This window comes from Pseudomonas sp. LBUM1661 (assembly GCF_059695925.1).
The window spans coordinates 2,111,865-2,135,020 of sequence record NZ_CP166794.1; the positions used below are offsets into that span (position 1 = coordinate 2,111,865).

At 59.6% G+C, this 23,156-nt stretch carries 20 protein-coding genes; 14 read left to right on the plus strand and 6 right to left on the minus strand.

Going from position 1 to position 23,156, the window contains the following annotated elements; translation table 11 throughout:
- Positions 1-91: 91 nt before the first annotated feature.
- On the plus strand, positions 92-343 hold the full coding sequence (gene tusA / locus ACA057_RS09740; RefSeq protein ID WP_497347819.1) for a sulfurtransferase TusA: 252 nt from the start codon (positions 92-94) through the stop codon (positions 341-343).
- 105 nt (positions 344-448) lie between these two features.
- Here tusA and ACA057_RS09745 read toward each other — a convergent pair whose 3' ends face one another.
- Positions 449-1,852 (minus strand): MATE family efflux transporter, encoded by a 1,404-nt coding sequence (locus ACA057_RS09745; protein ID WP_497347821.1) that lies wholly within the window; start codon positions 1,850-1,852, stop codon positions 449-451.
- Between the two features lie 220 nt (positions 1,853-2,072).
- Here ACA057_RS09745 and pdxB point away from each other — a divergent pair, with 220 nt between their 5' ends.
- Positions 2,073-3,215, plus strand: a complete 1,143-nt coding sequence (pdxB, locus tag ACA057_RS09750) for a 4-phosphoerythronate dehydrogenase PdxB (protein ID WP_497347823.1) — start codon at positions 2,073-2,075, stop codon at positions 3,213-3,215.
- A 168-nt stretch (positions 3,216-3,383) separates the two neighbouring features.
- Here the strand turns inward: pdxB and ACA057_RS09755 are convergent, their stop codons facing one another.
- On the minus strand, positions 3,384-3,563 hold the full coding sequence (locus ACA057_RS09755) for a PA1571 family protein (protein WP_497347825.1): 180 nt from the start codon (positions 3,561-3,563) through the stop codon (positions 3,384-3,386).
- A gap of 256 nt (positions 3,564-3,819) precedes the next feature.
- On the opposite strand from ACA057_RS09755, the gene ACA057_RS09760 reads away from it, so the two are divergent.
- Positions 3,820-5,628, plus strand: a complete 1,809-nt coding sequence (locus ACA057_RS09760) for an ABC transporter transmembrane domain-containing protein (RefSeq protein WP_497347827.1) — start codon at positions 3,820-3,822, stop codon at positions 5,626-5,628.
- Positions 5,629-5,712: 84 nt separating this feature from the next.
- Here the strand turns inward: ACA057_RS09760 and ACA057_RS09765 are convergent, their stop codons facing one another.
- A complete protein-coding gene (locus tag ACA057_RS09765; RefSeq protein WP_497347829.1) occupies positions 5,713-7,641 on the minus strand; it encodes a transglycosylase SLT domain-containing protein in 1,929 nt (642 codons plus the stop codon).
- A gap of 213 nt (positions 7,642-7,854) precedes the next feature.
- Here ACA057_RS09765 and ACA057_RS09770 point away from each other — a divergent pair, with 213 nt between their 5' ends.
- Entirely contained in the window at positions 7,855-9,771 is a 1,917-nt protein-coding gene (locus ACA057_RS09770; protein ID WP_497347831.1) for an ATP-binding cassette domain-containing protein, read from the plus strand.
- Between the two features lie 191 nt (positions 9,772-9,962).
- Here ACA057_RS09770 and ACA057_RS09775 read toward each other — a convergent pair whose 3' ends face one another.
- Positions 9,963-10,400: a universal stress protein gene (locus ACA057_RS09775; protein ID WP_008151425.1), complete on the minus strand. Its 438-nt coding sequence runs from the start codon at positions 10,398-10,400 to the stop codon at positions 9,963-9,965.
- Between the two features lie 104 nt (positions 10,401-10,504).
- On the opposite strand from ACA057_RS09775, the gene ACA057_RS09780 reads away from it, so the two are divergent.
- The 7 genes from ACA057_RS09780 to ACA057_RS09810 all read left to right on the plus strand — a co-directional run bounded on the left by ACA057_RS09780 (position 10,505) and on the right by ACA057_RS09810 (position 19,056).
- A complete protein-coding gene (locus tag ACA057_RS09780; protein ID WP_497347833.1) occupies positions 10,505-10,942 on the plus strand; it encodes a hypothetical protein in 438 nt (145 codons plus the stop codon).
- 628 nt (positions 10,943-11,570) lie between these two features.
- Entirely contained in the window at positions 11,571-13,718 is a 2,148-nt protein-coding gene (fadB, locus tag ACA057_RS09785) for a fatty acid oxidation complex subunit alpha FadB (RefSeq protein WP_059404526.1), read from the plus strand.
- Between the two features lie 29 nt (positions 13,719-13,747).
- On the plus strand, positions 13,748-14,923 hold the full coding sequence (gene fadA, locus ACA057_RS09790; protein WP_008028488.1) for an acetyl-CoA C-acyltransferase FadA: 1,176 nt from the start codon (positions 13,748-13,750) through the stop codon (positions 14,921-14,923).
- Between the two features lie 99 nt (positions 14,924-15,022).
- Positions 15,023-15,259 carry a DUF1653 domain-containing protein gene (locus tag ACA057_RS09795; protein WP_497347836.1) on the plus strand — a complete coding sequence of 79 codons (237 nt, stop codon included), beginning with the start codon at positions 15,023-15,025 and terminating at the stop codon, positions 15,257-15,259.
- Positions 15,260-15,373: 114 nt separating this feature from the next.
- On the plus strand, positions 15,374-18,001 hold the full coding sequence (gene topA / locus ACA057_RS09800; protein ID WP_497347838.1) for a type I DNA topoisomerase: 2,628 nt from the start codon (positions 15,374-15,376) through the stop codon (positions 17,999-18,001).
- 141 nt (positions 18,002-18,142) lie between these two features.
- Entirely contained in the window at positions 18,143-18,667 is a 525-nt protein-coding gene (locus ACA057_RS09805) for a DUF6586 family protein (protein ID WP_497347840.1), read from the plus strand.
- Positions 18,668-18,822: 155 nt separating this feature from the next.
- Complete coding sequence (locus ACA057_RS09810) at positions 18,823-19,056, plus strand: hypothetical protein (RefSeq protein ID WP_401353658.1); 234 nt, start codon at positions 18,823-18,825, stop codon at positions 19,054-19,056.
- Positions 19,057-19,150: 94 nt separating this feature from the next.
- Here the strand turns inward: ACA057_RS09810 and sulA are convergent, their stop codons facing one another.
- Complete coding sequence (sulA, locus tag ACA057_RS09815) at positions 19,151-19,624, minus strand: SOS-induced cell division inhibitor SulA (RefSeq protein ID WP_497347842.1); 474 nt, start codon at positions 19,622-19,624, stop codon at positions 19,151-19,153.
- A gap of 10 nt (positions 19,625-19,634) precedes the next feature.
- A complete protein-coding gene (gene lexA, locus ACA057_RS09820; RefSeq protein WP_401353654.1) occupies positions 19,635-20,243 on the minus strand; it encodes a transcriptional repressor LexA in 609 nt (202 codons plus the stop codon).
- Positions 20,244-20,472: 229 nt separating this feature from the next.
- Between lexA and ACA057_RS09825 the strand changes: the two genes are divergently transcribed.
- From ACA057_RS09825 to ACA057_RS09835, 3 genes are all read left to right on the plus strand, one after another.
- The gene (locus ACA057_RS09825) at positions 20,473-21,180 is read left to right on the plus strand and encodes a TetR/AcrR family transcriptional regulator (protein WP_401353652.1); all 708 of its coding nucleotides are present in this window, start codon (positions 20,473-20,475) and stop codon (positions 21,178-21,180) included.
- A gap of 158 nt (positions 21,181-21,338) precedes the next feature.
- The gene (gene nagZ, locus ACA057_RS09830; RefSeq protein WP_497347845.1) at positions 21,339-22,349 is read left to right on the plus strand and encodes a beta-N-acetylhexosaminidase; all 1,011 of its coding nucleotides are present in this window, start codon (positions 21,339-21,341) and stop codon (positions 22,347-22,349) included.
- Positions 22,350-22,361: 12 nt separating this feature from the next.
- Entirely contained in the window at positions 22,362-23,099 is a 738-nt protein-coding gene (locus ACA057_RS09835; RefSeq protein ID WP_497347847.1) for an S-methyl-5'-thioinosine phosphorylase, read from the plus strand.
- The last annotated feature ends 57 nt before the right edge of the window (positions 23,100-23,156 follow it).

Sequence of the window (23,156 nt, forward strand, 5' to 3'; positions counted from 1 at the left end):
AAGCCAGCTCCTACAGGGGGCGGGCGATAGACGACAGATGACCGAACACCCGGCAATGCGCGACAATGCCGGCAAGTTTCAGGAGTGAATCATGAGTGAAATGATTGATACGCCGGTAGACGGCACCCTCGACGCCACCGGCCTCAATTGCCCGGAGCCTGTGATGATGCTGCACCAGCACATCCGTGACCTGGCGCCCGGCGGCCTGCTCAAGGTGATCGCCACCGACCCGTCGACCCGTCGCGACATTCCCAAGTTCTGCGTGTTTCTCGACCACGAACTGATCGGGCAGCACGAAGAGGCCGGCACCTACCTCTACTGGATTCGCAAAAAATCCGGTTGACCCACAAAACTACTGTGGGAGCCAGCCTGCTGGCGATAGCTGATTCAAACTCAACATTACTGTTGGATGAATCACCGCCATCGCCAGCAGGCTGGCTCCCACAGGTCACATCAGGGCGTTGCGAATCCGCTTGCGGGCACTGCGCGTCAGGCGGATCGACAGCATCAGCGCCGCGCAACTCAAGCCCACGATCAAACCCTGCCACAGCCCGCTCGGGCCGCTCGGCGCGCCGAACCAATCGGTCAGGCCCAATGCGTAACCCACCGGCAAACCAATTCCCCAATACGCGAACAGCGTCAGAATCATCGTCACCCGCGTGTCCTGATACCCGCGCAACGCACCGGCCGCCGTGACCTGGATCGCGTCGGAAAACTGGAACAGCGCCGAATACACAATCAGCATCGCCGCGACATGAATCACCGTCGGGTCCGAGGTGTAGATGGTCGCAATGTGCTCACGCAACATCAGCATCATGCTCGCGGAAATACACGCATACGCCAACGCCGTGCCCATGCCCACACCGGCGGCAAAGCGTGCCTCACGCGGCTCCTGACGACCGAGTGCCTGGCCGACCCGCACGGTCACGGCCATGCCGAGGGAGTAGGGAATCATGAACACCAGCGAGCTGAAATTCAGCGCGATCTGATGTCCCGCCACCACCGTGGCGCCGAGGCTGCCGATCAACAGCGCAATCACCGCGAAGATGCTCGACTCGGCGAACACCGCGATGCCGATGGGCAGGCCAATGCCCAGCAGGCGCTTGATCACCGACCATTGCGGCCAGTCGAAACGGCTGAACAACTGGCTCGACTGATAGGCCGGCGCCCAGCGCTCCCAGCCGGCCATGCCCAGCGCCATCACCCACATCACGATCGCCGTGGCCCAGCCGCAGCCGACGCCGCCCATGGCCGGCACACCGAAGTGGCCATAGATGAAGACGTAGTTCAGCGGAATGTTCAGCGCCAACCCGCACAGACCCAGCACCATCGCCGGTCGGGTCCGGCCCAGGCCGTCACTGAAACAACGGAGTACGTGGTAGAGGGCGACGGCAGGCAAGCCGCTGGCAATGCCGTGCAGGTATTGCATGCACGGGCCGATCAGCTCGGGATCGACCTTCATGATGTGCAGGATCGGTTCGGCGCTGAACAGCATGCCGGTCGCCATCAAACCCACCACCAACGCCAGCCACAACGCCTGGCGCACGATCGGGCCGATCTCGCTGTGGGTGCCGGCGCCGAAGCGCTGGGCGACTTTCGGCGTGGTCGCCAGCAGGGTGCCGGTCATCAACAGAAACACCGGGACCCAGATCGAGTTGCCCAGCGCCACCGCCGCCAGGTCCCTTGGCCCGACGCGGCCAGCCATCACCGCATCCACGAAGCCCATGGCAGTGGTCGCCAGCTGCGCGATCATGATCGGCAGCGCCAGGCCGAGCAGGTTTTTCAGCTCCAGGCGAACCCGGGCCGGGCGGTTGAGGGAAACAGCGGCGGGGCGGTCAGTCACGGAATTCAAGGGCGAAGCGTCCAAAAGAGTTTGATGCGCGAGGCGGGGCATTCTACGCGTTGACGCAGTGGTCAGGAAAAGTCCTGTGTTACCGATTTGTAATCGCAAGCTCAAGCCCATGATCTCCTTTGTAGCAGCAGGCTTTGCCAGCTGCTACAGACGGCGCAATGGCCGCTGGCCCACTACGGCCATCTCCGCCTACACTGCCGATCCGCCAAAGGAGCCTGCCATGCTGATTGTTGCCGACGAAAATATCCCGCTGCTCGATGAATTCTTTCAAGGTTTCGGTGAAATCCGCCGGGTGCCGGGGCGTTCCATCGACCGTGCCACCGTCGAACAGGCGGATGTCTTGCTGGTGCGCTCGGTGACCAACGTCAACCGCGCACTGCTGGAAGGCAGCAAGGTGCGCTTTGTCGGCACCTGTACCATCGGCACCGATCACCTGGACCTGGATTACTTCAAACAGGCTGACATTGCCTGGTCGAGCGCGCCTGGCTGCAATGCTCGTGGCGTGGTCGACTACGTGCTCGGCAGCTTGCTGACCCTGGCCGAAATCGAAGGCGCCGACCTGACTCAACGCACTTACGGCGTGGTCGGTGCCGGTGAAGTGGGCGGGCGCCTGGTCAAGGTTTTGCAAGGCCTGGGCTGGAACGTGCTGGTCTGCGACCCGCCACGGCAAGCCGTTGAAGGTGGCGATTTCGTCAGCCTCGAACAGATCATTGAACAGTGCGATGTCATCAGTCTGCACACACCGTTGAAGAAGCACGGCGCTCAGACGACTTGGCACCTGTTCGATAAAAACCGCTTGAACCAACTCAAGTCCGGTACCTGGCTGATCAACGCCAGTCGTGGCCCGGTGGTGGACAACGCCGCGCTGCGTCAAGTGTTGTTGCAGCGGGAAGACCTGCAAGCGGTGCTGGATGTCTGGGAAGGTGAGCCGGAGGTCGATGTCGCCCTGGCTGAACTCTGTGTGCTGGCGACGCCGCACATTGCCGGCTACAGCCTCGATGGCAAACAGCGGGGGACGGCGCAGATCTATCAGGCATATTGCCAGTTCATCGGGCAACCGGAGCAAGTCAGCTTGAACGATCTGCTGCCGGCGCCGTGGTTGTCGCACGTGACCTTGAACGCTGGCAGCGATCCGGCCTGGGCGCTGGCGATGGTGTGCCGTGGCGTGTACGACCCGCGTCGCGACGATGCAGATTTTCGCCGCAGTCTTGTAGGCAGTGTCAACCAACAGCGTGCGGCGTTTGATGCGCTGCGCAAGCATTATCCGCTGCGTCGGGAGATTGATGGCTTGAAGGTGCGGATCGAAGGGGATTCGCCGGTGTTGCAGAGGATTGTGGCGGCGTTGGGCGCTTCGGCTGTCTGAAAAACCGAGTCGACTCCTTCGCGGGCAAGCCTCGCTCCTACAGGTTTTGCATCGTTCGCTAACCTGTAGGAGCGAGGCTTGCCCGCGAAGGCCGCGCCGCAAATGCCGGATCAATACCCATAAAAAACCCGGCCATCAAGGGCCGGGTCAAAGAAGACGGTGGCTATATCAATCTTGTTTGGCAGGCTTGACCAATCGCTGTTCCAGTTCACGGCAAGCGTCCTGGATCATGTCTTCAGTGATCGGTACTTCGTGCCCATCCTTATCGATAATTGAGCAACCCAGAGACTGATCTGGCTGTGTGCGGATCACTTGAATCTTGTCATCGCTGCTATTTTGCAAGGACATGGCCTGTCTCCTCATCAGGTTGTGTGCTTACTGTAGAACCGCCAGGTGACCGGGCTGTGACAACTCCCTGCGATCTTTCCAGGGCGGCAACACCAGTCCACCAGAAATACCGCGACCTTGCCACCCGGACTTTAGACCAATAGCGTCTAGGGCCTAGTCTTTGTGGACATAATTAAAGTGACTCATTGTGATTTGCATCGTTCACCTTATTGAGCGGTGTAGGCTGGTCCAACTCACTGTTTTGTAGCGTAACTGGATGATCCCGATGCTCTCTGCCCGTCACCGCCGTGCGATTCGCCTGACCAGTCGTTTTCTTGCGCCGTATCGCTGGCCGGCGTTCGGCGCCTTGCTCGCGTTGATCGCCACCGCGGGCATTACCTTGTCCATGGGGCAGGGCATTCGCCTGCTGGTGGATCAGGGTTTCATGACCCAGTCGCCGCATTTGCTCAACCAATCCATTGGCCTGTTCATGGTGCTGGTAATCGGGCTGGCGATCGGCACTTTTGCGCGGTTTTACCTGGTGTCGTGGATCGGCGAGCGGGTTGTCGCGGACATCCGCAGCCAGGTGTTCAACCATCTGATCTACCTGCATCCGGGGTTCTACGAAGACAACCGCAGCTCCGAAATCCAGTCGCGGCTGACCGCAGACACCACGTTGCTGCAATCGGTGATCGGCTCTTCGCTGTCGCTGTTTTTGCGCAATCTGCTGATGGTGATCGGTGGGATCGTGTTGCTGTTTATCACCAACCCCAAGCTCACCAGTATTGTGGTGGTCGCCTTGCCCTTGGTAATCGCGCCGATCCTGATTTTCGGTCGCCGGGTGCGCAACCTGTCGCGCCTGAGTCAGGACCGGATTGCCGATATCGGCAGCTACGTTTCCGAAACCCTGGGCCAGATCAAAACCGTGCAGGCCTACAACCATCAGGTTCAGGACGAGCAGCGTTTTGCCCTCACCGTAGAAGAGGCTTTTAACACCGCCCGTAAACGCATCTTCCAGCGCGCCTGGCTGATTACCCTGGTGATCGTGCTGGTGTTGGGCGCGGTCGGTGTGATGTTGTGGGTGGGCGGCATGGACGTGATTGCCGGGCGAATTTCAGCGGGCGAACTGGCGGCGTTCGTGTTTTACAGTCTGATCGTCGGCAGCGCGTTTGGTACGTTGAGCGAAGTGATCGGCGAGCTGCAGCGCGCAGCGGGCGCAGCCGAGCGGATCGCCGAGTTACTCCGTTCGGAAAACATCATCCAGCCACCGACCACGGGCCTGGTGACCTTGCCTGAACGGGTGAAGGGCGATCTGCAGTTGCAGGACGTGCGTTTTTCCTACCCCTCGCGTCCCGAAAGCTATGCCGTCGATGGCTTGAACCTGACCATCAATGCCGGCGAAACCCTCGCGCTCGTAGGGCCATCCGGTGCCGGCAAGTCGACCGTGTATGACCTGTTGCTGCGGTTTTACGATCCGTGCGAAGGACGCATCTTGCTCGACGGCGTGCCACTGACTCAACTTGATCCACTGGACCTGCGCCGTTGCTTCGCCCTGGTCTCGCAAAACCCCGCGCTGTTTTTTGGCAGCATCGAAGAGAACATCCGCTACGGCAACCCGACGGCAACCCTGGCCCAGGTTCAGGACGCGGCCAAAATCGCTTATGCCCATGACTTCATCGAAGCCATGCCCAACGGCTACCAGACGCACCTCGGCGACGGCGGCCTCGGATTGTCCGGCGGCCAGCGCCAACGCCTGGCCATCGCCCGCGCATTGCTGGTGGACGCGCCGATCCTGCTGCTCGACGAAGCCACCAGCGCCCTTGATGCCCAGAGCGAACACCTGATCCAGCAAGCCCTGCCCAGCCTGATGAAAAACCGCACCACGCTGGTCATCGCTCATCGCCTGGCCACCGTAAAGAACGCCGACCGGATCGCCGTGATGGACCAAGGGAACGTGGTGGCGGTGGGGACACATCAAGCGTTGATTGCGAGCAATGCGCTGTATGCGCGGTTGGCGGCGCTGCAGTTCAGTGATGGGCACGATGTTTCGACCGATCCAGTAACCGACCCAGTACCGACCCAGTAACCGGCCTGGTAGAGCGACCAAAAAAATGCCCGCATTTTTCAATGCGGGCATTTTAATACGGTCAATTAGAGTTGCTGGCCGCCGTTACTGATCATCAAAATACCGCTCATGCCAATCCACCAGCGGCTGTGGCGAATTGAGTTTCTGGCCGTAGATCACCGAATACGACAACACGTTTTGCACGTACTGGCGGGTTTCGTCGAACGGGATGCTTTCCACCCACACGTCGAAGCTCAGGTGGTCGGCGCCGCGCAGCCATTGACGTACGCGGCCGGGGCCGGCGTTGTAGGCGGCGGAGGCGAGGACGCGGTTGCCGTTGAACTGGCTGTGCACCTGGCTCAGGTAAGCGGCGCCCAGCTGGATGTTCTTGTCCGGATCAAACACTTGCTGCGGCGAGGCCAATGGAATGCTGAATTTGCGCGAGGTTTCCTTGGCAGTGCCGGGCATCAATTGCATCAGGCCGCTGGCGCCAACGCCGGAACGGGCGTCATCCATGAAGGCACTTTCCTGGCGAGTAATGGCGAACACCCAGCTCGAATGCAGGCCACGGACCTTGGCTTCACGGACCAGGGTTTCGCGATGGGCCATCGGGAAGCGGATGTCCAGGTCGTCCCAATACTGCGCCTGACTGATGGTGCGAATGGCCGGGAAATACCATTTCAGGTCGTAGGCCAGTTTCGCCTGGGCGACCATTTCGTCACGGCTGAAGTGGCGGCTGACGTGGTACCACTCACGGCGACCGTCGACGATCTGCCCGCGAGCGTGCAGTTCGAGAGCGCGACGGATCCCAGGAGTATTGCGAACCTTGTTGATCAGCGCCTGGCTGAGTACCAGTGGTTTGTTGACCAGCGAATAGGGCAGCTGCGAACGATCGGCGGCGAGGAAACCATAGAAGTCACGTTCGCGAGCGAGGCTTTTGTACAACGTCTGCGATTCCGGGTTTTGCGGTTGCGCCAATTCCAGGCTGCGGGCCTGCCAGTAGCGCCAGCGGTTAGTCGTCGCCAGGTCTTGAGGCAGGCGGCGGGTCAGTTGATAGGCATCGTCCCAGCGGGCCAGGCGCAGCAGCAGGCGCAGGCGCCATTCGGACACGGTGTTGTCACGCAATTCCGGGTCGTACTTGGTCATCACGTCCAGCGCGCGGCTGTCGTAACGCCGTGCGAGGGTCAGGCCGATTTCCCGGGCGATCGCGACCTTTTCGTCACGGGAGAAGTGCATGCTGCTGGCATACCCGTCGAGCAAGTCCATGGCCTTGTCCGGGTCCTGGCGAGCCAGGCGACGCAGGCCGAGGCTGACCACATCGGACATCGGTTCGTCGGCCGGGGTGAAGCGCGACGGCTGGTTCAACAGCTCGGGCTTCTGCGCCACATCCACCAGCAAGCGACCGCGAGGGGCGAGGGTGGTCAGGCCGTTGACCAGGCTGTTGGCCAGCGGGTAGTTACGCGCCTGGGCGGCGAGTTTGGTGCGCTCCCAGCGTTTTTGCTCGGTGAGCTGGCCTTCGGCAGCCCATTGCCCGAACAGTGCGTCGCACGCGGCAGGTTGCGATTTGCCGGTCAGCCAGAGTTTATTGGCGTTGGCGTAACCTTCGGCTTTCTGGTTATGGCTGATCTGGTACTGCGCGTTCAGGCAGTCCAGTTCGGTGAAATTGAGCTTGGGGTCGTAGTACTTGACGAACGGCGCCCAGTCGCCGCGCTCGGCCAGCCAGCGCAACCAGCGCAGCTTCATCCAGTTGGCTTGCGGCAGGTCACCGTGTTCGGCGAGGAATTTCTCGATTTCGGCATTGCTCGCGGTTTTCAGGCGCGCGGTCAGTTCGTCATACGCAAGGTAAGGCTCCAGCGGATAATCGCTGAGGGCCTGGCTGTAGCGAAAATAAGGACCGGTATCACCCTTGGCCAAGGCGCGCTTGGCTTCATCGTAATACTGGCGTTGGGTAGACAGGTCCACCGCCTGGGCTGAGTGGATGGCAGTGGCGGAAAGAAGAAAACAGGACAAAAGACTGAAAAGGCGACTGCGCATGAGACGTCCGGGCAGAGAAATCATGACAAGCGCGGGCAATGCTCGCGCTGAATTGTCTGTAGCTTAGCCTTTTGCCAGCAACGGGCGAAAGCTTTGCCGGCCTCTCGGCATAAGTTCGCAACAATTGTCATGCAGAGTGCCACGAAGGTGAAATTGCCGGCCTTCTGAAGCCTCAAGTCAGGTAGAATGCGCGCCCGGTTTTTGGAGAAGCTCATGACCCTGCTCAAATTCAGCGATGTGTCCCTTGCTTTCGGCGCTATGCCGTTGTTGGACAAGGTGTCCTGGCAGATCGCCCGTGGTGAGCGGGTGTGCATCATCGGCCGCAATGGCACTGGCAAGTCCAGCATGATGAAGCTCGTCAAGGGCGACCAGAAGCCCGATGAGGGCTCCGTTTGGCGCGCACCCGGCCTAAAGATTGGCGAATTGCCGCAAGAATTGCCGGTAGCCGACGAGCGGACCGTGTTCGACGTGGTGGCCGAAGGCCTGGACGGTGTGGGCGAGCTGCTTGCGCAGTATCACCACCTGAGCCAGAACATCGTCACCGACGCCGACCTGGACAAATTGATGCACGTCCAGCACGACCTCGAAGCCCGTGACGGCTGGCGTTTGCAGCAACTGGTCGACAGCACCTTGAGCCGTCTGCAGTTGCCTGCCGACAAGACCCTCGCCGAATTGTCCGGTGGCTGGCGTCGCCGTGTCCTGCTGGCTCAGGCCCTGGTTTCCGAGCCGGACCTGCTGTTGCTCGACGAACCGACCAACCACCTGGACATCGGTGCCATCGCCTGGCTCGAAGAAGCGCTGAAGGATTTCCAGGGCGCCGTGCTGTTCATCACGCACGACCGTTCCTTCCTGCAGAACCTCGCGACCCGCATCCTCGAACTGGACCGCGGTGGCCTGATCGACTGGAACGGCGACTACGCCAGTTTCCTCGTGCACAAAGAAGCGTCGCTGGCCGCTGAAGAAACCGCCAACGCGCTGTTCGACAAAAAGCTGGCCCAGGAAGAAGTCTGGATCCGCCAGGGCATCAAGGCCCGTCGCACCCGTAACGAAGGCCGCGTCCGCGCATTGAAAGCGTTGCGTGTTGAACGCAGCGAACGTCGCGAGCGCACCGGCAAGGCCAACATTCAGCTGGACACCGCTGACAAATCCGGCAAGCAGGTGATGGTCCTTGAGAACGTGAGCTTTGCTCACCCGGGTGGCCCGTTCCTGATCAAGGACTTCTCGATGGTCCTGACGCGCGGGGACCGTATCGGTCTGCTGGGCGCCAACGGTACCGGCAAAACCACGCTGCTGAAGCTGATGCTCAGCGGTCTGCAGCCAACGAGCGGCACAGTGGAAGAGGGGACGCGCATCGACGTGGCCTACTTCGACCAGTTGCGCCATCAGCTGGACCTGGAAAAGACCGTGATCGACAACGTCGCCGAAGGTCGCGACTTCATCGATATCGATGGCCAGAGCCGTCACGTGCTGAGCTACCTCGGCGACTTCCTGTTCAGCCCGCAGCGTGCCCGCACGCCGGTCAAGGCGCTGTCCGGTGGTGAGCGTGCCCGTCTGTTGCTGGCCAAACTGTTCAGCAAACCGGCGAACCTGCTGGTCCTCGACGAACCGACCAACGACCTCGACGTCGAAACCCTCGAGCTGCTGGAAGAGGTCTTGCTGACCTTCAACGGCACCGTGCTGATGGTCAGTCACGACCGGGCATTCCTCGACAACGTGGTGACCAGCACCCTGGTCTTCGAAGGTGAGGGCAAGGTTCGCGAATACGTCGGTGGTTATCAGGACTGGCTGCGTCAGGGCGGCTCGCCGCGCCTGTTGGGCGTGACTGAGAGCAAATCCGGCAAGGCTGACCTGACCTCTGCGGTCGTGACGGCCGAAGCTGCGCCAGTGGCGGCGGTAGAAGCGCCAGTGGCGAAGAAGAAGCTCAGCTACAAACTGCAGCGTGAACTGGAGATGTTGCCGGCTCAGATCGAAGCCATGGAACAGCAGATCGCTGCTTTTGAAGCGCAAATGGCGGATGCCGGTTTCTACCAGCGTCCTGCCGCCGAGACGGCTGCCGTGATTGCTCAGCTGGAGCAGTTGCAGGCTGAGCTCGACATCATGGTCGAGCGCTGGGCCGAGCTGGATGCCTGATTGATCCTGCAATAAAAAAGCCCGGCGTTCAGTGATGAGCGCCGGGCTTTTCGTATGAAACGCGATCTGCAAGTCGCAAGCAAATCAAATGTGGGAGCGGGCTTGCTCGCGAAGGCGGTGTGTCAACCGACGTTGATGTTGAATGACCCACCGTCTTCGCGAGCAAGCCCGCTCCCACATGTTCCGTGCTGTCAGCTTTTGATCAGGCGCACTGCGAGCACATCGCAAGGCGCGCCGTGCAGTACATCATTGGCGGTGGAACCCAGCAGCAGCGCCAGGCCGTGCCGACCGTGACTGCCCACCACGATCAGGTCGCAGGTTTGCTCCTTGGCCAGATGGTGAATCTCCTGGCGTGGCTGGCCGTAGGTCAGGTGGCTGTACTCCTTGGAGAGTTCCGGGTATTTCACGATCAACCGGTCAAGGCGCTCCTTGGCCTGATCAAACTGCTGTTGTTGCAGTTGTGACAGGTCCATCGGCACGTCGCCGCCAAAGGCCATGGCCATCGGCTCGACAATGTGCACCAGGGACAGCTTCGCACCGTTGCTCACCGACAGTTCGCGAGCGCGGTGGATTACAGGGTCGCACTCTTCGGTTAGATCTACAGCGACCAGAATGTGGTTGTAGGGCATGAGGTGCTCCTCCTGAGGATTGCAATAGTGATAAGTATGGCTGGTTTCAAGCGCATTGGCTCCAAAGTGACTGAATGCGCCCATCAAGAATCGGGAGTACAGATATGACGGTCTGGATAGTGGTGTCAATCCTGCTGGTGGTGTTGAGTCCGCTGGCATGGTTGCGACCGTCCCGCCACCAGAGCGGCCGCATGGCCCTGCGCATGGAGGCGCGGCGCATCGGGTTGGCCATGCAACTGGCGCCCCAGGAGTGGCCGCACTGGCTAAGCAAGGAGCCGCCGAGCCCATGTGCCCAGTATCACCGACCACGACGTGGCAATCAGCCGGCGTGCTGGAGCTACTGGCAGAAATCACCCGGCGTGTGGGTGAATCAGTGGCAGGAGGCCTGTGAGGATCCGGCGCTACTGAATCATTTCGAAAAATTGCCAGACAATGTTTACAAGGTCGAAGCGGACAAGCAGATGATCACGTTGTACTGGGGCGAGAAGGGCGAAGCGACTGTTTTGCAACAAATCGATGCCACTCTCAAGGCACTCGCCTGAACAAGGCATATTCCCTGTAGGAGCGAGCTTGCTCGCGATGGTCGTCAACGATAACGCTGCAAACCTGACACCCCGCGGTGTGCGCAGGTTTATCGCGAGCAAGCTCGCTCCTGCAAGAGCCCCATCCCCGCGCCGCAGGCAATAAAAAGCCCGACATCATCATCGGGCTGGAGTTGGCCAGGCAGGCCGGTAATTCAATGTGGGCTGATCTTACGCCGGGCATTCGCCAAAGCGTTCAAATTTTTTCCCAAGGTCCCGCCAGCGTAGCCCGTTAAACACAGGTTGCAGCGAATTAGGGCGACTTTTCTAACTATTGATCTTATGAATGGCCTCACATGCAGCTGCGTGTTGAAGATCTTCGCGTTACGGAAATGACCGGAAAGTCGCGTTTCAACCCGTATTTTGGGCGATTGACAATTGCCGGAAATTCCGTGAAGGTGATATACCCAAATCAAACGGGCGTATGAATTGAGCGTTTGTATTACAGATCGCTCCTACAGAATCCCGACTATCGCGTTGGCGGGTGTGCCGGGTGGATTGGCGTAGCATTGACGTTTAACGTCCCTGCCAAGCCATTCGCCTGCGTCCGACGTGTACTGTTCAGCTTCCATATCGTGGAGATCAGTTGATGATTTACGAAGGTAAAGCCATCACGGTTAAGGCTCTTGAAAGTGGCATCGTCGAATTGAAATTCGACCTCAAGGGTGAGTCCGTCAACAAGTTCAACCGTCTAACCCTGAACGAACTGCGTCAGGCCGTAGACACCATCAAGGCAGATGCTTCGATCAAGGGTGTGATCGTCAGCAGTGGCAAGGACGTCTTCATCGTCGGCGCCGACATCACCGAATTTGTCGAGAACTTCAAGCTGCCTGATGCAGAGCTTGTTGCAGGCAACCTCGAAGCCAACAAGATTTTCAGCGATTTCGAAGACCTCAACGTCCCGACTGTCGCCGCGATCAACGGCATCGCTCTGGGTGGCGGTCTGGAAATGTGCCTGGCAGCGGACTTCCGCGTCATGTCCGCCACCGCGAAAATCGGCCTGCCGGAAGTCAAGCTGGGCATCTACCCGGGCTTCGGCGGTACCGTGCGCCTGCCGCGCATCATCGGTGCCGACAACGCCATCGAGTGGATTGCCGCGGGTAAGGAAAACCGTGCTGAAGACGCGCTGAAAGTCGGCGCCGTCGATGCCGTGGTTGCTCCCGAGAAGCTGGCCGAAGCGGCACTGAACCTGATCAAAGGCGCCATTTCCGGCGAATTCGATTACAAGGCCAAGCGTCAGCCAAAGCTGGAAAAACTCAAGCTCAACGCCATCGAACAGATGATGTCGTTCGAAACCGCCAAAGGTTTCGTGGCCGGTCAAGCTGGCCCGAACTACCCGGCCCCGGTCGAAGCGATCAAGACCATCCAGAAAGCCGCGAACTTCGGTCGTGACAAGGCGCTGGAAGTCGAAGCTGCAGGTTTCGTCAAACTGGCCAAGACCTCTGCCGCGCAGAGCTTGATCGGTCTGTTCCTGAACGATCAGGAGCTGAAGAAGAAGGCCAAGGCCTACGACGAAATCGCCAAGGACGTGAAGCAGGCCGCCGTATTGGGCGCCGGCATCATGGGTGGCGGTATCGCGTATCAGTCGGCCTCCAAAGGCACGCCAATCCTGATGAAGGACATCAACGAGCACGGCATCGAGCAAGGCCTGGCTGAAGCCGCCAAGCTGCTGGTGAGCCGCGTTGATAAAGGTCGCATGACCGCGGCGAAAATGGCTGAAGTGCTCAACGGCATTCGTCCGACCCTGTCCTACGGTGATTTCGGTCACGTCGACCTGGTCGTTGAAGCAGTCGTCGAGAACCCGAAGGTCAAGCAAGCCGTGCTGGCCGAAGTCGAAGACAAGGTCAAAGAGGACACCATCCTCGCGTCCAACACCTCGACCATTTCCATCACCTTGCTGGCCAAAGCCCTCAAGCGTCCGGAAAACTTCGTCGGCATGCACTTCTTCAACCCTGTGCACATGATGCCGTTGGTTGAAGTGATTCGTGGCGAGAAGTCCAGCGAGCTGGCCGTTGCCACCACCGTTGCCTACGCCAAGAAAATGGGCAAGAACCCGATCGTCGTCAACGACTGCCCGGGCTTCCTGGTCAACCGCGTGCTGTTCCCGTATTTCGGCGGTTTCGCCAAACTGGTCAGCGCCGGTGTGGACTTCGTCCGTATCGACAAGGTCATGGAAAAATTCGGCTGGCCAATGGGCCCGGCGTACCTGATGGACGTGGTCGGCATCGACACCGGCCACCACGGTCGTGACGTGATGGCTGAAGGCTTCCCGGACCGCATGAAAGACGACCGTCGTTCGGCTGTCGACGTGCTCTACGAAGCCAAGCGCCTGGGCCAGAAGAACGGCAAGGGCTTCTACGCTTACGAAACCGACAAGAAGGGCAAGCAGAAGAAAGTGGCCGATCCGTCGGTACTGGAAGTGCTCAAGCCAATCATCTTTGAACAGCGCGAAGTCACTGATGAAGACATCATCAACTGGATGATGATCCCGCTGTGCCTGGAAACCGTGCGTTGCCTGGAAGACGGCATCGTCGAAACCGCTGCCGAAGCCGACATGGGCCTGGTCTACGGTATTGGTTTCCCTCCATTCCGTGGCGGTGCGCTGCGCTACATCGATTCGCTCGGTGTTGCAGAGTTCGTTGCCCTGGCTGACCAGTACGCTGATTTGGGCGCGCTGTACCACCCGACCGCGAAGCTGCGCGAAATGGCCAAAAACGGCCAGAGCTTCTTCGGTTAAGCGCCCCCAACTAGAGTGAGAGTGAATATATGAGCTTGAATCCTAGAGACGTCGTGATTGTCGACTTCGGTCGTACTCCGATGGGCCGCTCCAAGGGCGGCATGCACCGCAACACCCGCGCCGAAGACATGTCGGCGCACCTGATCAGCAAATTGCTGGAACGTAACGTCAAGGTCGACCCGAACGAAGTCGAAGACGTGATCTGGGGCTGCGTGAACCAGACCCTGGAGCAGGGCTGGAACATCGCCCGCATGGCATCCCTGATGACTCAGATTCCGCACACCGCTGCCGGTCAGACCGTCAGCCGTCTGTGTGGCTCGTCGATGAGTGCGCTGCACACGGCTGCGCAAGCGATCATGACCGGTAACGGTGACGTGTTCGTTGTCGGCGGCGTCGAGCATATGGGCCACGTGAGCATGATGCATGGTGTCGATCCGAACCCGCACATGTCGCTGTACGCGGCGAAAGCCTCGGGCATGATGGGCCTGACCGCGGAAATGCTCGGCAAAATGCACGGCATTACTCGCGAACAACAGGACGCTTTCGGCGTGCGCTCCCACCAACTCGCCCACAAGGCGACCGTGGAAGGCAAGTTCAAAGACGAAATCATCCCGATGCAGGGCTATGACGAGAACGGTTTCCTGAAACTGTTCGACTACGACGAAACCATTCGTCCGGAAACTACCCTGGAAAGCCTGGCGGCTCTCAAGCCTGCTTTCAATCCAAAGGGCGGCACCGTGACAGCCGGTACTTCGTCGCAGATCACCGACGGTGCTTCGTGCATGATCGTGATGTCGGCACAACGTGCTCAGGACCTGGGCATCCAGCCTCTGGCGGTGATTCGCTCGATGGCAGTGGCCGGTGTGGACCCGGCAATCATGGGCTATGGTCCAGTACCGGCGACCCAAAAAGCATTGAAGCGCGCGGGTCTTGGCATTAACGATATCGACTTCTTCGAGCTCAACGAAGCTTTCGCCGCACAGGCGCTGCCAGTGCTGAAAGATTTGAAAGTGCTCGACAAGATGAACGAGAAGGTTAACCTGCACGGCGGCGCGATCGCCCTGGGTCACCCATTCGGTTGCTCCGGTGCGCGGATCTCCGGCACTCTGTTGAACGTGATGAAGCAAAATGGCGGCACCTTCGGGGTAGCCACCATGTGCATTGGTCTCGGCCAAGGCATCTCCACCGTCTTCGAACGCGTTTAAGCGTCTCGCTGACGGAAGCCGGGGCCAAGTGCCCCGGTTTTTGTTTTTCCGGATTTATTTTTGTTTTTATTTTGAAAAGATTTGAGTGAGGGCCGAAGCATGCCGATACAGCCTGGAATCTACCGACATTACAAAGGTCCGAAGTACCGAGTGTTCGGCGTTGCGAAGCATTCGGAAACCGAGGAAGAAGTAGTCTTTTACCAAGCCCTGTATGACGATTACGGCTTATGGGTGCGTCCCTTGAGCATGTTCCTGGAGTCGGTCGACGTTGACGGCGAACAGGTGCCGCGCTTTGCTTTGGTGGAAGCCCAAGAGAGCCTTTTTTCCAAGCCATAAGCTGAGTGCGCGCAAAACCCTGCGCTTGACCTCACCTTGTAGCCACTATATATAGCGGTGCCGCGTCAGGCGCCAACCGCCTTTCACTTCTAGAATTCAGGAATTTTCTGATCCATGGGCAAATCGCTGGTCATTGTGGAATCCCCGGCTAAGGCCAAGACCATCAACAAGTATCTGGGTAACCAATACGTGGTGAAGTCGAGTATCGGCCATATCCGAGACCTGCCCACCAGCGGTTCGGCTAGCGCCAGCAAAGAGCCAGCCGCCAAGCGCGGCAAGGCCGCCGCGGGTGAAGGTCCGGTGCTCACGCCGAAAGAGAAAGCGCGCAAGCAGCTGGTCTCGCGCATGGGTGTCGATCCCGATCATGGCTGGAAAGCCAAGTACGAGATCCTCCCGGGCAAGGAAAAGGTCATCGAAGAGCTGCGCCGGCTCGCCAAAGATGCTGACACCATCTATCTCGCAACCGACTTGGATCGCGAGGGGGAAGCCATTGCCTGGCACCTGCGCGAAGCCATCGGTGGTGACGACAGCCGCTACAAGCGCGTGGTGTTCAACGAAATCACCAAGAAGGCGATTCAGGAAGCCTTCTCCAAGCCCGGCGAGCTGGACATCGACCGTGTCAACGCCCAGCAGGCGCGTCGTTTCCTCGACCGCGTGGTGGGTTACATGGTTTCGCCGCTGCTGTGGGCCAAGGTCGCTCGCGGCCTGTCCGCCGGTCGCGTGCAATCGGTAGCCGTGAAGCTGGTGGTCGAGCGTGAGCGTGAAATCCGCGCGTTCAACCCCGAAGAATACTGGGAAGTCCACGCCGACCTCGGCACCGCCAAGGGCGCCACCGTGCGCTTCGACGTGGCTCGCGAGAAGGGCGAAGCCTTCAAGCCGCTCAACGAAGCCCAGGCCATGGCCGCGCTGGAGAAGCTCAAGGCTTCCAGCTACAGCATCGTCAAGCGCGAAGACAAGCCGACCAGCAGCAAGCCATCGGCGCCGTTCATTACCTCCACCCTTCAACAGGCCGCGAGTAACCGCCTGGGCTTTGGTGTGAAGAAAACCATGATGATGGCCCAGCGTTTGTACGAAGCCGGCTACATCACGTATATGCGTACCGACTCCACCAACCTCTCGGTTGATGCCGTGACGATGGCGCGTACTTATATTGAAGGCGAGTTCGGCAAGAAGTACCTGCCCGAAACCCCGAACGTCTACAGCAGCAAGGAAGGCGCACAAGAGGCTCACGAAGCGATTCGTCCGTCCGACGCCAACACCGAGCCAAGCAAGCTGTCGGGCATGGAGCGTGATGCTGAGCGGCTTTACGAGCTGATCTGGCGTCAGTTCCTCGCTTGCCAGATGCTGCCGGCGCAATACCTGTCGACCACGGTCACCGTCGGTGCCGGCGACTTCGAGCTGCGCGCCAAGGGCCGCATCCTCAAGTTTGACGGTTACACCCGCGTCATGCCGCAAATCGCCAAGCCGGGTGATGACGACGTGCTGCCAGACATGGCCCAGGGCGACGCGATGAAGCTGATCAAGCTTGATCCGACCCAGCACTTCACCAAGCCGCCTGCGCGTTATTCGGAAGCGAGCCTGGTTAAAGAAATGGAAAAACGCGGCATCGGTCGTCCTTCGACCTACGCGGCGATCATTTCGACCATCCAGGACCGTGGCTACGTAGCGCTGCATAACCGTCGTTTCTATTCGGAAAAGATGGGCGACATCGTTACCGAGCGCCTGGCTGAAAGCTTCTCGAATCTCATGGACTACGGCTTCACTGCCGGCATGGAAGAGAACCTCGATGACGTGGCCCAAGGCGAACGCGACTGGAAAAACGTGCTCGACGAGTTCTACGGCGACTTCAAGAAGAAACTCGAAGTAGCCGAAAGCGCCGAAGGCGGCATGCGTGCCAACCAGCCGGTGATGACTGACATTCCATGCGTGGTGTGCGGTCGTCCGATGCAGATTCGTACCGCATCGACTGGCGTGTTCCTCGGTTGCTCGGGCTACAGCCTGCCACCGAAAGAACGCTGCAAGGCCACCGTCAACCTGGTGCCGGGCGACGAAATCGCCGCGGACGACGAGGGTGAATCGGAATCCCTGGTTCTGCGTGGCAAGCACCGTTGCCCGATCTGCAGCACAGCGATGGACGCTTACCTGCTCGACGAGAAGCGCAAATTGCACATCTGCGGTAACAACCCGGATTGCGACGGCTACGAAATCGAAGAGGGTACCTATCGCATCAAGGGCTACGAAGGTCCGAGCCTGGAGTGCGACAAGTGCGGCAGTGAGATGCAGCTCAAGACCGGCCGTTTCGGCAAGTTCTTCGGTTGCACCAACGCAACCTGCAAGAACACCCGCAAACTGCTGAAAAGCGGTGACGCGGCGCCGCCGAAGATGGACCCGGTGAAGATGCCTGAGCTGAAATGCGAAAAGGTCAACGATACCTACATCCTGCGCGACGGTGCTTCCGGCCTGTTCCTGGCGGCCAGCCAATTCCCGAAAAACCGCGAGACCCGTGCTCCGCTGGTGATCGAGATCGTGCCGCACAAGGATGAGATCGATCCGAAGTACCATTTCCTCTGCGAAGCGCCGAAGAAAGACCCGGACGGCCTGCCAGCAGTGATCCGCTACAGCCGCAAGACCAAAGAGCAGTACGTACAGACAGAAGTCGACGGTAAGCCGACTGGCTGGAAGGCGTACTACGACGGCGGCAAGTGGACGGTTGAAGACAAGCGTCCGGCTGCCAAGGCTTAAAAGGCGCTGAATGCAAAAGGCCGCATGCTGACCCTCGGGTTTTCATGCGGCCTTTTTGTTTTGTGCTTGCGGGAAGCGAAGGTGATCCACGACACTGTCCGACCTGCGTGAAGCAATTATTTCGTTGTGGAGGCTGCCGTCATGGCCCACGAACTCTATACCCGTACCAACCAGAAGATTTATTTCGCCGGACTGTCGCTGGAAGCGCTCGCCAAGGCCGAAGAGGGGCGGGCGATGAATTCCCTGGCGCTGATTCAGGCTGGGCGCGAATCGGCGTTGTTTCACCTGTACGGTGCGCTGCTGGGGCTGTGCCATGAAATCGCTGGCTTCTATCGACTGCCACAGGCCAATGCGCCTCGGGCCGAGATGCTGTTGACCCGTGAAGTGCTGGAAACCATCGCCATTCCTGAAATGGCAGAAATGGTCGAATTGGCCAACAATTCCGAAACCTGGTTGGCCAAGCTGCTGGCGGCCCATGCGGCGCTGTTTCAACCGCCTCGGGCACCGAACAAGCCCAAGGGCGACGTGACGCAGCCACTGATCCTGGCGGTCAACCTGGATGAGGAAGAAGCGTCTCAGGAGCTGAGCCGTGAAGAGCTGGAGAGCTGGCGTCAAAACCTCAAGGGCCTGGCGATTCGGTTTCGCGAAGGGTTGAACGAGTGCTAAAGGATTGAGTGTTTTGTTGGATGGCACGGAAGGCTGTCCGTACGAGGGAAGAGTACTGTCGGATACTTCTCTTCTTGATGACATCTGGTCAAGATCCTGAGCGAACCCTGACTGATGCCTATATAATCCCCGCCTTTCGTGGAGAACAAACCTTTATGCCAACGTCCTTTCTAGAAATTGTCGAGTTGCCAGACGGCCGAATTGAGCTGCGAAGGGCTGAGGACGAAGGTTCTCTGGTTACTTTGGATTTCTCCGAGGATGCCAAAGTGTTCCTGCAAGGCCAGCACGTGGAAGTCGCCAAGGCGATGTTGAGCGTCGGCGTTCAGATGGCCGGACGCCTAGTTGAAGGTGATTTCAATACAGATGAGGCCGCGCGGGTTCTGCATTGATCCCCGCCCGTCGGTTTCTTATGAGACCACTACAGATCGGCTTCTCTGTCCTTGGAGAAGCCTCGCGCTGTTCCCCGCGCACCGTGTTTCTCAGTTAGCCCAATCGAATATTCAAACTTTGTGCGTCCCCGATCCGGGCGGCACTGATCAGCTGTTGCCGTGAGTTTGTGTTCAGTGGATTGAGCCAGCTCACGACTGTGTGGCTGCGGCCCAGGCGAAGCGCTTCGCAAGTCAGTTGCTGAGCACTCTGAGTGCCGCGCGGTTGTAGCAGCAGGATGCGTTCTCGATTCAGGCCGGCATCACGCAACCAGGCCTGGGTCAGGCTGGCGGGCGGGGCGATCAACGTCAGCCAGCGTGCGTCCTGATCCTGGCTCAGTTCCCTGAGGATCGGCGCCAGAAGGTTCAGGCAGTTCCCGGCCGCACCACGCAGCGACAGCTCACTGAAGACTTCGGGTTCGGCGCTCCAGGGCGACTCGACCACGTCTTTCAGAATCGGCGCCAACGGTTGCACCATGAACGCCTCGAACAACGGCAGTTGGGCTTGCTGTGGTGTGTGTGGGAACTGCATAAAGCCTCCTTTAGCGGCGAATGACGCCAACACTCAAGCCTTCGATCACCAGTTCCTGATCTTTCAGGTTGACTTCGATAGGGGCGAACTCAGGGTTTTCGGCCAACAACCAGACTTTGCTGCCGTCGCGCTTGAAACGCTTGACGGTGACTTCGTCGCCGATCCGCGCCACCACGATCTGGCCATTGCGGGCTTCACGGGTGGTATGGACTGCCAACAGGTCGCCGTCGAAGATGCCCACGTCCTTCATGCTCATGCCGTGGACCCGAAGCAGATAGTCGGCGCGAGGATGGAAGAACGAAGGGTTGATGTTGCAGGACTCTTCGATGTGCTGCTGGGCGAGAATCGGTGCACCGGCAGCCACTCGGCCAATGATCGGCAAGGTGGATTCATCGGCCTTGGCTTCAAAGCCCGGGATGCGAATGCCGCGGGAAGCGCCAGGCGTCATCTCGATCGCACCCTTGCGGGCCAGCGCCTTGAGATGTTCTTCCGCCGCATTAGGCGACTTGAAGCCCAGTTCCTGAGCGATTTCCGCACGGGTTGGCGGGTAGCCGTTGTCTTCTAGGCAGCGTTTGATGAAGGCCAGAATCTCTGCTTGGCGTGGCGTCAGCTTTAGCATATTGATCGCTCTGTCTTTTTATACAGTGACTGGGATTATATACAGTGAAACGGTCTTGGCAATGCCCCTTTTTTTGCCGACCGCCAGACGGTCGATCAGCCTGCTGATTAATGCTTCGCTGATGTATGGTTAAATAGCTGACCGACCATTCCCAAAACGAACCGCCAGGCTTGACAAGGCTTGGGCTGAAACGTATGTTTCAAACAAGTGTTTGTCAGGCGGAGTAGCCATGGCCCAGTCGGAAACCGTTGAACGCATTCTCGATGCTGCCGAGCAGTTGTTCGCGGAAAAAGGTTTCGCCGAAACCTCGTTGCGTCTGATCACCAGCAAGGCCGGTGTCAATCTGGCGGCGGTGAACTATCACTTCGGCTCGAAGAAAGCGCTGATTCAGGCGGTGTTCTCGCGTTTTCTCGGACCGTTCTGCTTGAGTCTCGATAAAGAGCTGGAGCGGCGTCAGGCCAAGCCAGAGAACAAGCCGTCTCTCGAAGAGTTGCTGGAAATCCTCGTCGAACAGGCCCTGGTGGTGCAGCCGCGCAGCGGGAACGATCTGTCCATCTTCATGCGTTTGCTGGGTCTGGCCTTCAGTCAGAGTCAGGGGCACTTGCGTCGGTATCTGGAAGACATGTACGGCAAGGTGTTCCGCCGCTACATGATGCTGGTCAACGAAGCCGCGCCGCGCATTCCGCCAATTGAACTGTTCTGGCGTGTGCACTTCATGCTCGGAGCTGCTGCATTCAGCATGTCCGGGATCAAGGCTTTGCGCGCAATTGCCGAGACCGACTTCGGTGTGAACACCTCGATTGAGCAAGTGATGCGTCTGATGGTGCCGTTCCTGGCCGCCGGCATGCGTGCTGAAAGCGGCGTCACCGACACGGCCATGGCCACCGCGCAACTGCGTCCGCGCAGCAAATCGACACAGGTTGCCGCCAAGGTTTAACCGCGCACGGGTGGGCGCAGCAGCTTACATCCGCTAAGCTAGCCGCCCATGCCGACTCTCGTTCTGAACCCGCTTCCACTCAATTTCGCCGACCTGCCGGGGACCGCTCATGGCGGCCAATTGGTGCGAGTCGGGTTTATCATTATCAAGGAATCTCTATGACTGCTGGCCTGCAAGGCTCGTTGATGGTGGACGTCGCCGGTACCTGGCTGACGGCTGAAGATCGCCAACTGTTGCGTCAACCCGAAGTGGGTGGCCTTATCATTTTTGCCCGCAACATCGAACACCCGCGCCAGGTACGCGAGCTGAGCGCCGCAATCCGCGCGGTTCGTCCTGACCTGCTGCTGGCCGTTGACCAGGAGGGCGGTCGGGTCCAGCGTCTGCGTCGGGGCTTCGTGCGGCTGCCGGCCATGCGCGCCATTGCCGACAACCCGAATGCCGAATACCTGGCCGAGCAATGCGGCTGGATCATGGCGACTGAAGTCCTCGCGGTCGGCCTCGACCTGAGTTTCGCCCCGGTGCTCGATCTGGATTACCAGCGCAGCGCCGTGGTTGGCACCCGCTCGTTCGAAGGCGACCCCGAGCGCGCGGCGCTGCTGGCCGGTGCCTTCATTCGCGGCATGAACAGTGCTGGCATGGCCGCCACCGGCAAACACTTCCCCGGTCACGGTTGGGCCGAGGCGGATTCCCACGTCGCGATTCCAAACGATGAACGCAGCCTCGACGAGATCCGCGCCAACGACCTAGTGCCGTTCGCCAAGTTGAGCAAGCAACTGGCCGCCGTCATGCCGGCCCACGTCATTTACCCACAGGTTGATTCCCAGCCCGCCGGTTTTTCCCGCCGTTGGTTGCAGGATATCCTGCGCGGCGAGTTGCAATTCGATGGCGTGATCTTCAGCGACGACCTGTCGATGGCCGGCGCTCATGTGGTCGGTGATGCCGCCAGCCGTATCGAAGCCGCCCTGACCGCCGGTTGCGACATGGGCCTGGTGTGCAACGACCGTGCAGCCGCAGAATTGGCCCTGAGCGCTGCCCAGCGATTGAAGGTCAAGCCGTCGCCGCGTATTGCGCGGATGCGCGGGCAGTCGTTCGCCGGCACCGAATACCGTCAAGACCCGCGCTGGCTCGCGGCTGTCGGCGCGCTCAAAGAAGCTCAACTGATCGACTGAGGACGTTTCGCCATGACGGTTTACGCGATTATCGGTGGCACCGGCCTGACTCAACTCGAGGGCTTGAGCATTCGTCAGTCATTGGCCGTGGATACCCCGTACGGCGCGCCCTCGGCCGAGGTACAGATCGGCGAATTCGGCGGCAAAGAAGTGCTGTTTCTCGCGCGTCATGGCCATCCTCACCGTTTTCCGCCGCATCAGGTCAACTACCGCGCCAACCTCTGGGCGCTGAAACAAGCCGGGGCCGAAGCGATTCTTGCGGTCAACGCCGTGGGTGGCATTCATGCGGCGATGGGGACCGGACACTTCTGCGTTCCGCATCAACTGATCGATTACACCAGCGGCCGTGAACACACCTATTTCGCCGATGACCTGGAACAGGTTACCCACATCGATTTCAGCTACCCCTACAGCGAGCCGCTGCGTCAGCAGTTAATTGCAGCGTTGGCGGCTGAAGGCGTTGGCTACAGCGGACAGGGCGTGTACGCCTGCACGCAAGGGCCACGCCTGGAAACAGCCGCTGAAATCGCCAGGCTGGAGCGTGACGGCTGCGACATCGTCGGCATGACCGGGATGCCGGAAGCGGCGCTGGCCCGTGAGCTGGAACTGGATTACGCCTGTCTGGCACTGGTGGTGAACCCGGCAGCGGGCAAGTCTACATCGCTGATCACCATGGCTGAGATCGAGCAGGCCTTGCGGGACGGGATGGGCAAGGTCCAGTCGACGTTGGCGCGGGTGTTGGCGGGTTGAATATCAACGTTCAAGTGGTGTGTCTGGCCGCGTCACGATTCCTTTAATTTTAAGCGA